This is a genomic window from Synechococcus sp. CCAP 1479/10 (genome assembly GCF_019038515.1).
GTDB lineage: Bacteria > Cyanobacteriota > Cyanobacteriia > PCC-6307 > Cyanobiaceae > Cyanobium.
Genome location: NZ_JAFKRJ010000008.1, coordinates 88,372 through 101,133, shown reverse-complemented (window position 1 = coordinate 101,133; position 12,762 = coordinate 88,372). Strand labels below are relative to the sequence as shown.

Annotated in this window: 11 protein-coding genes; 8 read left to right on the top strand and 3 right to left on the bottom strand. The window is 69.5% G+C overall.

Annotated elements, in window-relative coordinates; genetic code table 11:
• Positions 1 to 9: 9 nt before the first annotated feature.
• Positions 10 to 408: a 50S ribosomal protein L21 gene (gene rplU / locus KUG39_RS04305; protein ID WP_216913241.1), complete on the bottom strand. Its 399-nt coding sequence runs from the start codon at positions 406 to 408 to the stop codon at positions 10 to 12.
• Positions 409 to 557: 149 nt separating this feature from the next.
• On the opposite strand from rplU, the gene KUG39_RS04300 reads away from it, so the two are divergent.
• The 3 genes from KUG39_RS04300 (at position 558) to kaiC (ending at position 3,412) form a co-directional block, all read left to right on the top strand.
• Entirely contained in the window at positions 558 to 1,406 is an 849-nt protein-coding gene (locus KUG39_RS04300) for a circadian clock protein KaiA (protein ID WP_216913230.1), read from the top strand.
• Between the two features lie 9 nt (positions 1,407 to 1,415).
• Positions 1,416 to 1,775: a circadian clock protein KaiB gene (gene kaiB / locus KUG39_RS04295; protein WP_094585601.1), complete on the top strand. Its 360-nt coding sequence runs from the start codon at positions 1,416 to 1,418 to the stop codon at positions 1,773 to 1,775.
• A 92-nt stretch (positions 1,776 to 1,867) separates the two neighbouring features.
• Positions 1,868 to 3,412: a circadian clock protein KaiC gene (gene kaiC, locus KUG39_RS04290; RefSeq protein ID WP_094585600.1), complete on the top strand. Its 1,545-nt coding sequence runs from the start codon at positions 1,868 to 1,870 to the stop codon at positions 3,410 to 3,412.
• A gap of 16 nt (positions 3,413 to 3,428) precedes the next feature.
• Here the strand turns inward: kaiC and KUG39_RS04285 are convergent, their stop codons facing one another.
• Both KUG39_RS04285 and purD read right to left on the bottom strand, forming a co-directional pair.
• Positions 3,429 to 5,480 (bottom strand): HAMP domain-containing sensor histidine kinase, encoded by a 2,052-nt coding sequence (locus KUG39_RS04285; protein WP_286192934.1) that lies wholly within the window; start codon positions 5,478 to 5,480, stop codon positions 3,429 to 3,431.
• Positions 5,477 to 6,835, bottom strand: coding sequence for a phosphoribosylamine--glycine ligase (purD, locus tag KUG39_RS04280; protein ID WP_190610706.1), 1,359 nt, complete (start codon positions 6,833 to 6,835; stop codon positions 5,477 to 5,479). The genes KUG39_RS04285 and purD overlap by 4 nt, the downstream gene beginning before the upstream one ends.
• Positions 6,836 to 7,141: 306 nt before the next feature.
• Here purD and KUG39_RS04275 point away from each other — a divergent pair, with 306 nt between their 5' ends.
• The 5 genes from KUG39_RS04275 to fabZ all read left to right on the top strand — a co-directional run bounded on the left by KUG39_RS04275 (position 7,142) and on the right by fabZ (position 12,748).
• Positions 7,142 to 8,146 carry a hypothetical protein gene (locus KUG39_RS04275; protein WP_216913228.1) on the top strand — a complete coding sequence of 335 codons (1,005 nt, stop codon included), beginning with the start codon at positions 7,142 to 7,144 and terminating at the stop codon, positions 8,144 to 8,146.
• The gene (purC, locus tag KUG39_RS04270; protein WP_094585596.1) at positions 8,143 to 8,901 is read left to right on the top strand and encodes a phosphoribosylaminoimidazolesuccinocarboxamide synthase; all 759 of its coding nucleotides are present in this window, start codon (positions 8,143 to 8,145) and stop codon (positions 8,899 to 8,901) included. Before KUG39_RS04275 ends, purC begins: the two co-directional genes overlap by 4 nt.
• A gap of 43 nt (positions 8,902 to 8,944) precedes the next feature.
• Positions 8,945 to 11,350 carry a BamA/TamA family outer membrane protein gene (locus KUG39_RS04265; RefSeq protein ID WP_216918231.1) on the top strand — a complete coding sequence of 802 codons (2,406 nt, stop codon included), beginning with the start codon at positions 8,945 to 8,947 and terminating at the stop codon, positions 11,348 to 11,350.
• Positions 11,350 to 12,222, top strand: a complete 873-nt coding sequence (lpxC, locus tag KUG39_RS04260; protein ID WP_216913210.1) for a UDP-3-O-acyl-N-acetylglucosamine deacetylase — start codon at positions 11,350 to 11,352, stop codon at positions 12,220 to 12,222. The genes KUG39_RS04265 and lpxC overlap by 1 nt, the downstream gene beginning before the upstream one ends.
• Before the next feature lie 97 nt (positions 12,223 to 12,319).
• Positions 12,320 to 12,748, top strand: a complete 429-nt coding sequence (fabZ, locus tag KUG39_RS04255) for a 3-hydroxyacyl-ACP dehydratase FabZ (protein WP_094585651.1) — start codon at positions 12,320 to 12,322, stop codon at positions 12,746 to 12,748.
• Positions 12,749 to 12,762: the final 14 nt, after the last annotated feature.

Here is a 12,762-nt window from a genome sequence, read left to right as displayed (position 1 = left end):
GGGGCCCGATCAGGCGATCGACTTGCCGCCCACCTTGATCGACTGGACCATCACCCGGGTGAGCTCCTGGCGGTGGCCGTTCTTGCGGCGGGTCTTCTTCTTGGGGCGCATTTTGTAAACGATGATCTTCTGGCCGCGGCGATGGGCCAGCACCTTGAGCTCCACCGTGGCGCCCGTCACGTAGGGCTGGCCCAGGGTGGTGCCGGAGGCGTCCTTCACCAGGAGCACGTTCTCCAGGGTCACGGTGCTGTCGACCTCGGCATTGAGGCGGTCGAGATCGACGTAACGATCGGGCTGGAGCCAGAACTGCTGGCCGGAGGCCTCGACGATGGCGTAGGCGCCGGTGGCATCGCCCTGGGCACCGGTGGCGGGTGCGCTCAGGGTCTCCTTCTGGGGGGCTTGGGTCATCGCTCAGGGGGCGTGGCCAGGCTGGCGGCAGGAAGCCACCATTGGGCCTGGACGCACGGAATCGAAAGACAGAACTAAGATCCTCCCGTCCGGGCCTCCCTTCCGTCAAGAATCAGCCCGGTCAGGGGAGCTCCCCGCCGCAGCGGTCGATGCCCCAACCGGTTCTCAACATCCTCTCTCTCATCCAGACCCCGGCCCTGGCCGAGGCCTGCGGCCAGTGGCTCAGGGGCGGTCGCTACCAGCTGGTGCCGGTGGATCCCGCCGCCGGGCCCCTGGAGCAGCTGGAGCAGCGCCGCGAGGACTTCGACGGGATCCTGCTGGAGGAGGGCGCCGTCGACGGGACCTTCTTCGGCAGCCTCCACGACCAGGGCCTGGAGCTGCCGGCCGTGCTGATCGGCCCGGTGGACGGCGAGGTGAAGTTCCACGATGCGGAGGTCCGCCTCCCGCCCGACCAGCTGGAGCAGCTCAGCTACAGCCTGGATGCGGCCGTCTCCCGTTTCCTGCGCAGCAACACGCTGCCGGCCGGCAGCGAAGCCAAGGCGACCACCCCCGACGGCTGGAAACTGCCGAACCGGCTCAATGGACGGCTCGGTTACCTGGGCGTCTACTACAAGCGGGATCCCTCCCGCTTCCTGCGCAACCTGGAAGCCGAGGAACGCAACGAGCTGCTGGACTCCCTGCGACGCACCTACCGGGACCTGCTGATCAGCTACTTCAAGAACCCCGCCGCGGCCAACCAGGCGATCGAAAGCTTCGTGAACACGGCCTTCTTCGCCGATCTGCCGATCACCAAGATGGTCGAGATCCACGTGAATCTGATCGAGGAGTTTCGAAAGATGCTGATGCTCAAAGGACAGAAGAACGATTTTCTCCAGGACTACCGGCTGGCCCTCCTCGATGTCATGGCTCACCTCTGCGAAATGTATCGACGCTCCATCCCGCCCGACCTGCCCATCGTGCCCGCCGTCGTGGCCGAATCCACCAGCCCCTCCGCCTGAGTCCCAGCCATGACCTTCCGCAAGACCTACATCCTCAAGCTCTACGTGGCGGGCAATACCCCCAACTCGATGCGGGCCCTCAAGACGCTGCGCGACATCCTCGAGTCCGAGTTCCGCGGCGTCTACGCCCTGAAGGTGATCGATGTGCTCAAGAATCCCCAGCTGGCGGAGGAGGACAAGATCCTGGCCACCCCCACCCTGGCGAAGATCCTGCCCCCACCGGTGCGGCGAATCATCGGCGATCTCTCCGACCGTGACCGGGTGCTGATCGGCCTCGATCTCCTTTACGAAGAGCTCACCGAGGATTTCAAGCTCGACATCGATGATCTGGAAGCCGACGATGTTCCCTCTCCCCCGGAAACCTCCTGAGCCCTGATCAAGGCCTGCCGCCGCCTTCCGGACCAGGCCATCCCAGCGTCAACCCCGTTCCCCTTCAGACCCCTCGCGCTTCCATCTCTTCGATGCAGGATCCCAACGACCACGACGCCGCTGCCAATCGAATGCAGATGCAGAAACTTCCCACGGGGATCGAAGGTTTCGATGACATCTGCCATGGCGGGCTGCCGATCGGCCGATCGACCCTGATCAGCGGAACTTCGGGAACCGGCAAGACGGTCTTTTCCCTGAATTTTCTCTGCAACGGCATCCGGCAGTTCAACGAACACGGCATTTTCGTCACCTTCGAGGAGTCGCCCCTCGACATCCTGCGCAATGCCTCCAGCTTCGGCTGGAACCTGCAGGAAATGGTCGAACAGAACAAGTTATTTGTCCTCGATGCCTCCCCGGACCCCGATGGTCAGGAGGTGTCGGGCAGCTTCGACCTCTCCGGGCTGATTGAGCGGATCCACTACGCGATTCGCAAATACAAAGCCAAGCGGGTGGCGATTGACTCCATCACCGCCGTCTTCCAGCAGTACGACGCCATCTCCGTGGTACGCCGGGAGATCTTCCGGCTGATCGCCCGGCTCAAGGAGATCGGCGTCACCACGGTGATGACCACCGAACGGGTCGATGAATACGGCGCCATCGCCCGCTACGGCGTCGAGGAGTTCGTCTCCGACAACGTCGTGATCCTGCGCAACGTGCTGGAGGGCGAACGGCGGCGGCGCACGGTGGAAGTGCTCAAGCTCCGGGGCACCACCCACATGAAGGGGGAGTTCCCCTTCACCATGGGCGCCCACGGGATCAGCGTGTTCCCTCTGGGGGCGATGCGCCTCACCCAGCGGTCCTCCAACGTGCGCCTGAGCTCCGGCGTTCCCCGGCTCGATGAGATGTGCGGCGGGGGCTTCTTCAAGGACTCCATCATCCTGGCCACCGGCGCCACCGGCACCGGCAAGACCCTGCTGGTCAGCAAGTTCGTGGAGGACGCCTGCCGCAGCAAGGAGCGGGCGATCCTGTTCGCCTACGAGGAATCCCGCTCCCAGCTGCTGCGCAACGCCACCAGCTGGGGCATCGATTTCGAGCAGATGGAGCAGGACGGCCTGCTCAAGATCATCTGCGCCTATCCGGAATCCACCGGCCTTGAGGATCACCTGCAGATCATCAAGACGGAGATCAGCCAGTTCAAGCCGTCCCGGATGGCGATCGATTCCCTCTCCGCCCTGGCTCGGGGTGTCAGCCACAACGCCTTCCGGCAGTTCGTGATCGGGGTGACGGGCTATGCCAAACAGGAGGAAATCGCTGGCTTCTTCACCAACACCTCCGAGGAGTTCATGGGAAGCCATTCGATCACCGACTCCCACATCTCCACCATCACCGACACCATTCTGCTGCTGCAGTATGTGGAGATCCGCGGTGAAATGGCCCGGGCCCTGAACGTGTTCAAGATGCGCGGCTCCTGGCACGACAAGGGCATCCGGGAATTCGTGATCACCGGCAACGGGCCGGAGATCAAGGATTCCTTCGCCAATTTCGAGCGCATCATCAGCGGCGTTCCCCATCGGATCACCACCGACGAACGTGCCGACCTGGGCCGGATCATGCGCAGCGTCGACGGCGAGAGCTGAACCCGACCAGGGGCACCTAGGCGGGGATTCTTCGCTCCGCTTCGATCTCGGCCAGGGAGGCGGAGCGCTCCGCCTGGACTCTCAGTTCATCACCGTCGGCCTCCTCCAGGGGCAGGTCGAACCAGAAGGTGGTGCCCACCCCGGGCTCGCTGGCCATCCGGGCCTGGCTGCCGTGCTTCTCGAGGATGCCCCGCACGATCGAGAGCCCCAGCCCGGTGCCTGCTTCGGTGTGCACGGCGTTCTCGACCCGGAAGAAGCGCTCGAAGATCCGCGCCTGGTCGGCCTCGGAGATGCCGCAGCCGGTGTCGGCGATCTCGACCCGCAGCCGCGGCAGGCGCGAGGTGAGGGTGCAGGAGGGATGGTGTTCGGCTCCGCCGTCGGGATCCAGCGGGCAGTGGTCGGGCCAGGGGTAGGCGCGCAGCAGCAGCTGGCCGCCGCTGCGGGTGAACTTGAGGGCGTTGCCCACCAGGTTGTCGAACACCTGCAGCAGCAGATCCCAGTTGCCCCGCACCCGGGGCAGGTTCTGATCGCCGGCGAACAGCAGCATCACCCCCTTCTCCTCGGCGTTGAGCCGGTAGGTGCGCAGGGTCTGCTCGATCGCCGGAGCCAGGTCCATGGGCTCCAGCTGCCAGACCCGGTCGGACTCCAGCCGTGACAGGTCGAGCACGTCGGTCACCAGGCGCGAGAGGCGGTCGGTCTCGGCGTTGGCGATGCTCAGGAACTCCTTCTGCTCCTCAGCGCTGAGCAGGTCGCCCATGTCATGGAGCGTCTCCACGTAGCTCTTGATGTTGCACAGGGGCGTGCGCAGCTCGTGGGACACGTTGCTGATGAAGCGGCTCTGGGCGGCGTTCAGCTCCACCTCCCGGGTGAGGTCCTGGATCGTCATGGCGATGCCCTTGAGGCTCTCGCCGCTGGCATCCCGCACCGACTGGAGCACGATGCGCAGGGTGCGGGGGGGATCCCCGAAGCTGCAACGCACCTCGGTGGTGTCCCGCTCGCTGATGATCAGGCTCTCCAGGGGATCGTGCAGTTCCATCGCCAGCCGGTCCGGCAGTTCGGCGGCCAGCTCGCTGCCCTCCAGGTTGCGGCCCTCCCAGCGGAACAGGCGGCGGGCGGTGGGGTTGGCCAGCACGATCCGCCCCTCGGCATCGAGCAGCACGGCCCCATCGGCCATGGTGGCGATCAGCGACTGCTGCTTCACCTGGGCGGCGGTGAGTTCCTCGATGTTGGCCGCCTTGTAGACCTCCAGCTGGGAGGCCATGGTGTTGAAGCCGTTGAGCAGTTCCCCCAGCTCGCCCCCCACCGGCAGGGCGATGCGGGTCTCGAAGTTGCCCCCGGCGATCGATCGCACCCCCCGCAACAGCTCCTTCACCGGCTGGGTGATGGTGAGGGCGTTGAACACGGAGCCCAGGATCACGAGCACCCAGATCGAGATGAACACCGCCACCGTCACCTCCCGGGTGAGGGCGGCGCTGGCCAGGAGCGTCTCGTTGGGGTTGATGCCCAGGGCCACCACGCCCAGATAGCGGCCGTCGCTCACCATCGGCACGAACACGTCGGTGACCTGGCCGTCCGGGGTGAGGTGCTGGCGGATCAGGGGGTTGTCGGGGCGGCGCTGGATGTCGGCCGGCAGCTCCAGGCGCCGGCTGAGCACACGCTCGCCCATGCCGGTGCTGCCGCCCATCGGGATGCCGAGGTAGATCACCCCGTCGGAATCGGCGAAGAAGATGTAGCGAAGGCTGCGGCTCGACTGCCAGAAGCGTTCGGCCACCGAGGCCAGTTCCCGGTCGTTGCCCTCCGCCACCAGGGGGGTGACGTTGGCCGACAGCAGCAGCCCGAGATCCCGGGCGAAGCGGGTGTCGCTCATGCGGGCATCGCGCTGGATGCCGTTGAGGGCCAGGAAGGTGATGCCCGTCATCAGCAGGCTCACCACGAGGGTGGCGACCGCCAGCAGCTTGGTCTGGAGGCTGAACTCCGCCCACCAGCGCTGCAGCCGCGCCCGCCAGAGGCTGAAGGCTCCGGCGTCCTCGCTGCCGCCCAGGGTGGGACCGGAAACGGAGCGGGTCATGGCAGGGCCGGGCGTTGCGACCGCACCTGGTGGCCGATGTCGCGGCGGTAGACCATGCCCTCGAAACCCACCCGTTCCAGGCCGTCATAGGCCCGCTCGAAGGCCGTGTCGAAGTCGTCGGCCTGGGCCACCACCGCCAGCACCCGGCCACCCGCCGTGACCACGGGGCCCGCCTCGGTGCGGCGGCTGCCTGCATGGAAGAGCTGCCGATCGGGGGCGTCCCCCAGATCGCCGTGGATCGCATCGCCGCGACGCACCTCGCCGGGATAGCCCTCGGCGGCCGCGATCACGCAGGCGCTGCAACGCGGCGCGATCGTCAGCGGGGGGGCCTCCTCCAGGCGGCCGGTGGCGCAGGCCAGGAGCACCCGGGCCAGTTCCGGGCCGAGCAGGGGCATCAGGGTCTCGCACTCCGGATCGCCGAAGCGGCAGTTGAACTCGATCACCCGCAGGCCGGCCTCGGTGAGCATCAGGCCGGCGAAAATCACGCCGCGGTAGTCGATGCCCCGGGCCCGCAGGGCCGCCAGGATCGGCTCCAGCACCAGCTGGCGCACCTGCTCCAGTCCCGCCGCGTCCAGCAGCCGGGCCGGGGCGTAGGCCCCCATGCCGCCGGTGTTGGGGCCCGTGTCCCCCTCGCCGATGCGCTTGTGGTCCTGGGCCGGAGGCAGCAGCACCATGGAGCGACCATCGGTGAGGGCGAACACCGACACCTCCGGGCCGTGCAGGCGCTCCTCCAGCACCAGGGAGGGGGCGGCGGCAGCTTCCCCGGGGGCAGCGCTCTGGAAGCGGCCCGCGAACACCTCCTCGATGGCGTCGCGGCACTGCTCGAGGCTGTCGGCCACCGTCACGCCCTTGCCGGCGGCCAGGCCATCGGCCTTCACCACCAGGGGGCGGCCATGGCGTTCGAGGGCCTCCAGGGCCTGCTGGCGATCCGTCGCCGCCCAGTAGCCCGCCGTGGGCACGCCCGCCTCCTGCATCAGGTCCTTGGCCCAGCGCTTGCTGGCCTCCAGCAGGGCCCCGTCGGCCCCGGGACCGAAGACCGCCAGCCCCTCCGCCCGCAGCCGGTCCGCCAGGCCGGCCGCCAGGGGCGCCTCCGGTCCCACCACCACCAGGTCGATGGCGTGCGCGTGGCAGGCCGCCGCCAGGGCGCCATGGTCAGTTTCGGCGATGGCCAGCTGGCCGCAGCCCGCCAGGGCGGCGGTGCCGCCGTTGCCGGGCGCCACCAGCACCTGCTCCACCCCCGGGCAGCGCGCCAGGGCCCAGCCCAGGGCGTTCTCGCGGCCACCGCCGCCCACCACCAGGATCCGGGCCGGCACCGGGGACGGGAGGGAAGCGTCGGAAGCGGTCAACGGGGCCATCGCGCGGGGGGAAGCGGAACGGGGGTGGATCGGGGAGGAGAGCTCCCCTAGGTTGTGCGCCGGCACGGGTGCTGCACCGGTCGCCCTCACCAGCCTTGCTGCCACTCCCCTTTGCCATTCTCCCCGACCGCCGCCTCGACTGCCGTGCCGCCCAGCGGATCCGGGCCGACCCCCGTCCCGCCGGCGCCCCGGCGGAGCCGCGGCCGGTCCGTTCTTGGCGGCCTCGGAGCCCTGGCCTTGATTGGTCTGCTCCCGGGGATCGGGCCGGCGGCAGCCCGTGCCGCGGCCCCTGGGCCGGAGGCGGCGGTGACAAAACCCGCCCCAGCGGGAGCGGCGACCACCGCCACTGAAGCCAGCCCCAGCGGGCCGGCGGAACCCACGGGGGAGGCCGTCGAGGAGCGGCCGCCCCTCCTCACCGACAAGGAGTTCGCCGACCTGCTCCGCGACGGGGATCTGGAGCAGATCGACGTGGCCTGCCGGCAGAGCGCCGAGGCCGATCAGCTCGAGCGGCTTCGGCAGCTGCAGCAGCGGCTGCTGACGCTGCATCCGGCCCCCCAGCCCCTGGAGGTGGTGCTGGCCAACGCCGACGTGTTGCTCAGCTGCCGGGCGCCCAGCGAGGCCATGGACGTGCTCAACCGCTACGGCCCGGCTGCCGGAGCCGAGCGGGTCCAGTGGCTGCAGCTGCAGTGGCGGGCCGCCGCCGCCGGACTGGACCACCGCCGGGCGGCCCTGGCCCTGGAACGGCTGCGGAAGGAGAGCGGCACGTCCCTCGATGGCATCGCCCTGCCGCTGCAGCGCCGGGAGGATGGCACCGTGATCAGCCGCTCGGCCCTGGAGCTGCTGGCCCTGCACCTGGAATCGAGGGGCTTCGCCCGGGTCGGCGGCGAACTGCTGGTCCGGGCCCGCCAGGGCGGCCTGGGCGGGGCTCTGCGGCTGCAGCAGGCGGTGGGTCTGCTGGCGGAGCTGCCGGCGTCCCAGCGGGAGGCCCTGCTGGAGGCGGCCCTGGAGCAGGCGGCGGCGGCGAAGGCCTGGGGGCTGGTGGCCGAGCTGCTGGACACCCAGGCCGCCCTGCCCTCCGAGCGGGCCGTGGCCAGGCGCCTGCGGCTCAGCGGGCGCATCGACGACGCCTACGGCGAATGGCGCTGGCGGCGCGAGGATCCGGCGGCGGCGCCGCGCACCCGCCAGCTGGAGATCCGGCTGCGCTCCCCCCGGGATCCGGGCGGCCACGCCGCCGACCTTGCGGTGCCGGACCCGACTCCGACCCCGGCCCCGACCCCTACTCCGGCCCCGACCCCTTCCCCTGCCCCATGACCCTCTCCCCTGCCACCGGCCCCCTCCTCTACGAAGGCAAGGCGAAGCGGGTGTACGCCACGGACCAGGACGACCTGGTGGCGGTGGAGTACAAGGACGACGCCACGGCCTTCAATGCCCTCAAGAAGGCCCAGCTCCTGGGCAAGGGGGCCCTGAACTGCCGCATCTCCGCCCTGCTGTTCGAGCACCTCGAGCGGCTTGGGGTGCCCACCCACTACCTGGGTCTGCAGGGGGACCACTGGATGATGGTGCGGCCGGTGCGGGTGGTGCCGGTGGAGGTGGTGGTGCGCAACGTGGCTGCCGGTTCCCTCTGCCGCCAGATGCCGATTCCGGCGGGCACCCCCCTGGATCCGCCCCTGCTCGACCTGTACTACAAGGACGACGCCCTGGGGGATCCGCTGCTCAGCGAAGCGCGGCTGGAGCGCCTGCAGCTGCTCACGCCCGACCAGCTGGGGGCGATCCGGGAACTGGCCTTCCGGGTCAACGACGCCCTGCGCGATCTGTTCGCCCGGGTGGAGCTCGAACTGGTGGATTTCAAGATCGAACTGGGGTTCACCGCCGACGGCGCACTGGTGGTGGCGGACGAGATCAGCCCCGACACCTGCCGGCTCTGGAACCGGGCCGTGAGCGATGCCCAGGAGCGGATCCTGGACAAGGACCGATTCCGCCAGGACCTGGGCGGCGTTGTCGAGGCCTACGGGGAGGTCCTCAAACGGGTCCAAGGGGTCTGTCCCGAAGCGCGGGTCTACGGGTAAGGTCAGCGGAATTTGCGGCCTGGCCGCTCTGCAGACGACATCCATGATTGGCGTTCGCCTCGGCAGGCCCCACATCCTTCGAAGCGTCACGCCCCGGGCGGCGACCGCCTCCCTGCCCCTGCTCGTGGCCCTGCTGCTGGCCGGCGGCCAGGCCCGGGCTGCCGAAAGTCCCCCCGGCAAGGGCCAGGCCCCCGCAGGCCCCGTGGCCCAGGCCGGTGCCGATCCCTTCGCCGGCCCGGCGGACGCCACCCCGCCGGCCGGGGCGACCCCGGTGACGCCCGCCCCCGCAGCCACACCGGCCCCCGCGGCCGCCCCGGCACCGGCCGCCACCCCCGGCGCCACGCCCAGCCCCCCCGCCGCCCGCGACGACCGGCCCGGCAAGCCCTCCCTGGGCCCGGCCCCCACCCCTTCGGCCTCCACCGAACCCCGGGTGCTGATCAGCGAGGTGGTGATCGAAGGCCTGGCCGACCATCCCGAGCGTGAGCGTCTCGAGCTGGCGGCCTATGCCGCCATGGCGGTGACCCCTGGCAACGCCATCACCCGCAGCGAGCTGGAAACGGACCTGCAGGCCATCTATGCCACGGGCTGGTTCTCCGACGTGCGGATCCAGCCCCAGGACGGCCCCCTGGGGGTGCGGCTGGTGGTCTCGGTGGTGCCCAACCCCGTGCTCACCAAGGTGAGCCTGGATCCGGCCGACGCCAAGGTGCCGGAAACGGTGGTGCAGGACACCTTCGCCAGCGATTACGGCAAGACCCTCAACCTGGTGACCCTGCAGGGCCGCATGCAGGAGCTGCAGAAGTGGTACGCCGACCAGGGCTTCTCCCTGGCCCGCGTCACCGGCCCCTCCCGGATCGGACCCGACGGCGACGTGCAGCTGCTGGTGCGCCAGGGCACGGTGAAGGGTGTGGAAGTCCAGTTCCTCAACAAGGAGGGATCGGCCACCAACGACAAGGGCCAGCCGATCAAGGGCAAGACGAAGGAGTGGGTGATCACCCGGGAGATCTCCATCAAGACCGGCGAGATCTTCAACCGCCGCAACCTGGAGGACGACCTCAAGCGCCTGTACGGCACCGGCCTGTTCAGCGACGTCAAGGTGACCCTGCGCCCTGAACCGGAGGATCCCGGCTCGGTGGTGATCGTGCTGGGGGTCGTCGAGCAGTCGACCGGCTCCCTCTCCGGCGGTCTGGGCTACAGCCAGAGCCAGGGCGTCTTCGGCCAGATCCAGGTGCAGGACAGCAACCTGTTCGGCCGGGCCTGGGACCTCTCCACCAGCTTCACCTACGGCCAGTTCGGCGGCCTGGCCGACATCTCCTTCAGCGACCCCTGGATCAAGGGGGACAAGTACCGGACCGCCTTCCGCTTCAAGGCCTTCGTCAGCCGGGACGCCCCCCAGGTGTTCCAGAGCCAGAACAACGGCAACTTCTTCACCGTCTCCGACTTCTACCAGGCCCCGGGCACCCAGGTCGCCTACAACATCTTCTCGCCGTTCAACCCCCTCCTCGACGTCTTCCCGTCGGTGACGGCGGCCCGCATCGCCGCCGAGACCAGCGGCCAGAACCTCAGCTGGTTCCAGTTCGACGGCAACAGCGTGCTGATCCAGCGCGTCGGGGCCAACGTCCAGTTCGTGCGTCCCCTCAACGGTGGCAACCCCTTCAAGCGGGCGCCCTGGACGGTGCTGCTGGGGCTGACCGGCCAGGTGGCCACGCCGATGGACTTCTCCGGCACCTCCCGCCGCTTCGCTCTGGCCACCCCGAACGAAGCCACCTCGCTGCTGGCCGCCCCCACCAGTTCGTTCATCTGTCTCGCCTACAACTGCGCCGCCCGCAACCAGCTGGTGGGCCTGCGGCTGGCGGCGACGATGAGCACCCTCAACGATCCCCGCAACCCCACCCAGGGCAACTTCCTCAGCATCGGCACCGAGCAGTTCTTCTCGGTGGGCCCCGATTCCCCCACCTTCAACCGGATCCGGGGCAGCTTCACCCACTACATCCCGGTGCGCTGGCTGAAGTTCTACAAGGGCTGCCGGCCGAAGGCCGGCGAGACGGAGGACTGCAAGCAGGCCCTGGCCTTCCAGGTGTCCGCCGGCACGGTGATCGGCGACCTGCCGCCCTACGAGGCCTTCTGCCTGGGCGGCGGCAACTCGGTGCGGGGCTACTTCGACTGCGATCTCGGCGTCGGCCGCAGCTTCGGCGAGGCCACGATCGAATACCGCTTCCCCCTGTTCAGCATCGTCAGCGGCGAGCTGTTCATCGACGGCGGCACCACCTTCGGCAGCCAGACGAAGGTGCCGGGCAACCTCGGCGGCCTGCTCAACAAGCCCGGTTCCGGCTTCTCGATCGGCACCGGCCTGATCGTCACCACCCCCGTCGGCCCGCTGCGCCTGGAGGTGGCCAGCCAGGACTTCACCGGCGAGTGGCGCTTCAACCTCGGCGTGGGCTGGAAGTTCTAGTGACCAGCTGGCCCAGCGACTATCGCCAGGCCTGGACCCTGCGCTCCAGCGTGGAGCGCTCCGGGGTCGGGCTGCACAGCGGCGCCATCTCCCGGGTCCGCCTCGGCCCCTCGGAGCGGCCCGGCTACTGGCTGGGCTGGCTGGATGAGCCTGAACGCCCCCTGCAGCGTCTCGGCCCCACCCAGGTCAGCGACACCCGCCTCTGCACCTGCCTGCAGCTCGGCGATCGCCGCCTGGCGACGGTGGAGCATCTGCTGGCGGCCCTGGCCGGCACCGGGGTGAGCCAGGCGGAACTGTGGGTGGACGGGGAGGAGATCCCCCTGCTCGACGGCTCCGGCCTGCCCTGGGTGGAAGCGATCGCCGAGGCGGGCCTCAGCGAACGGGGCGAGCGCATCGAGCCCCCGCTGCCCCCGCTGCCCCTCACCCTCGGCCAGGGGCTGGGGTTCGTGGCCGCCCTGCCCAACGAGCGGCTGCGGCTGGCGGCGGCGATCGAGTTTCCCCAGGCGGCCATCGGCCGCCAGCTCTATGCCCTTGATCTCACCCCCGAGAGCTTCGTGTCCGAGATCGCGCCGGCCCGCACCTTCGGCTTCCGGGAGCAGGTGGAGCAGCTGCTGGCGGCGGGCCTGATCCGCGGCGGCGCCCTCGACAATGCCCTGGTCTGTGACGGGGACCACTGGGTGAATCCACCCCTGCGCTTCGCCGACGAACCGGTGCGCCATAAGCTGCTGGACCTGCTGGGAGATCTGGCGCTGGTGGGCCTGCCGACGGCCCACGTCTTTGCCTACCGCGGTTCCCATGGCCTGCACACCGCCATGGCCGCGGCCCTTGCGGCCCAGGCGCCCCGCCTGCCCGTACCCGTACCGACCCACTGAATCCTTGACCGTTCTTCCCTCCGCCGCTCCCGAGGCCGCCACGGCCGCTGCCCCCGCCACGCCCGCGGGCCCCGCTGCGGACACGGCCCGGTCCGTGGTGCTCAGCAGCGAACAGATCCTCAACCTGCTGCCCCATCGCTATCCCTTCGCCCTGGTGGATCGGGTCATCGAGTACGTCCCCGGCCAGCGGGCGGTGGCCCTGAAGAACGTCACCTTCAACGAACCGCAGTTCCAGGGCCATTTCCCCGGCCGGCCCCTGATGCCGGGCGTGCTGATCGTCGAGGCCATGGCCCAGGTGGGCGGCCTGATCGTCACCCAGATGCCGGATCTGCCCAAGGGGCTGTTCGTCTTCGCCGGCATCGACGGGGTCCGCTTCCGGCGGCCCGTCGTTCCCGGCGACCAGCTGCTGATCACCTGCGAACTGCTCAGCCTCAAGCGCAAGCGCTTCGGCAAGGTGCAGGCCACCGCCACCGTCGATGGCGAGCGGGTCTGCTCCGGCGAGCTGATGTTCTCGCTCGTGGACTGACGCGATGTCGAGTG

What these genes read in the sequence shown, in the direction of transcription:
- purD (WP_190610706.1), bottom strand. Translation starts at nt 6,835, where the DNA reads ATGGCCCCGTTGACCGCTTCCGACGCTTCCCTCCCGTCCCCGGTGCCG.
- KUG39_RS04265 (WP_216918231.1), top strand. Translation starts at nt 8,945, where the DNA reads ATGATTGGCGTTCGCCTCGGCAGGCCCCACATCCTTCGAAGCGTCACG.
- rplU (WP_216913241.1), bottom strand. Translation starts at nt 408, where the DNA reads ATGACCCAAGCCCCCCAGAAGGAGACCCTGAGCGCACCCGCCACCGGT.
- kaiC (WP_094585600.1), top strand. Translation starts at nt 1,868, where the DNA reads ATGCAGGATCCCAACGACCACGACGCCGCTGCCAATCGAATGCAGATG.
- kaiB (WP_094585601.1), top strand. Translation starts at nt 1,416, where the DNA reads ATGACCTTCCGCAAGACCTACATCCTCAAGCTCTACGTGGCGGGCAAT.
- KUG39_RS04300 (WP_216913230.1), top strand. Translation starts at nt 558, where the DNA reads ATGCCCCAACCGGTTCTCAACATCCTCTCTCTCATCCAGACCCCGGCC.
- KUG39_RS04285 (WP_286192934.1), bottom strand. Translation starts at nt 5,480, where the DNA reads ATGACCCGCTCCGTTTCCGGTCCCACCCTGGGCGGCAGCGAGGACGCC.
- purC (WP_094585596.1), top strand. Translation starts at nt 8,143, where the DNA reads ATGACCCTCTCCCCTGCCACCGGCCCCCTCCTCTACGAAGGCAAGGCG.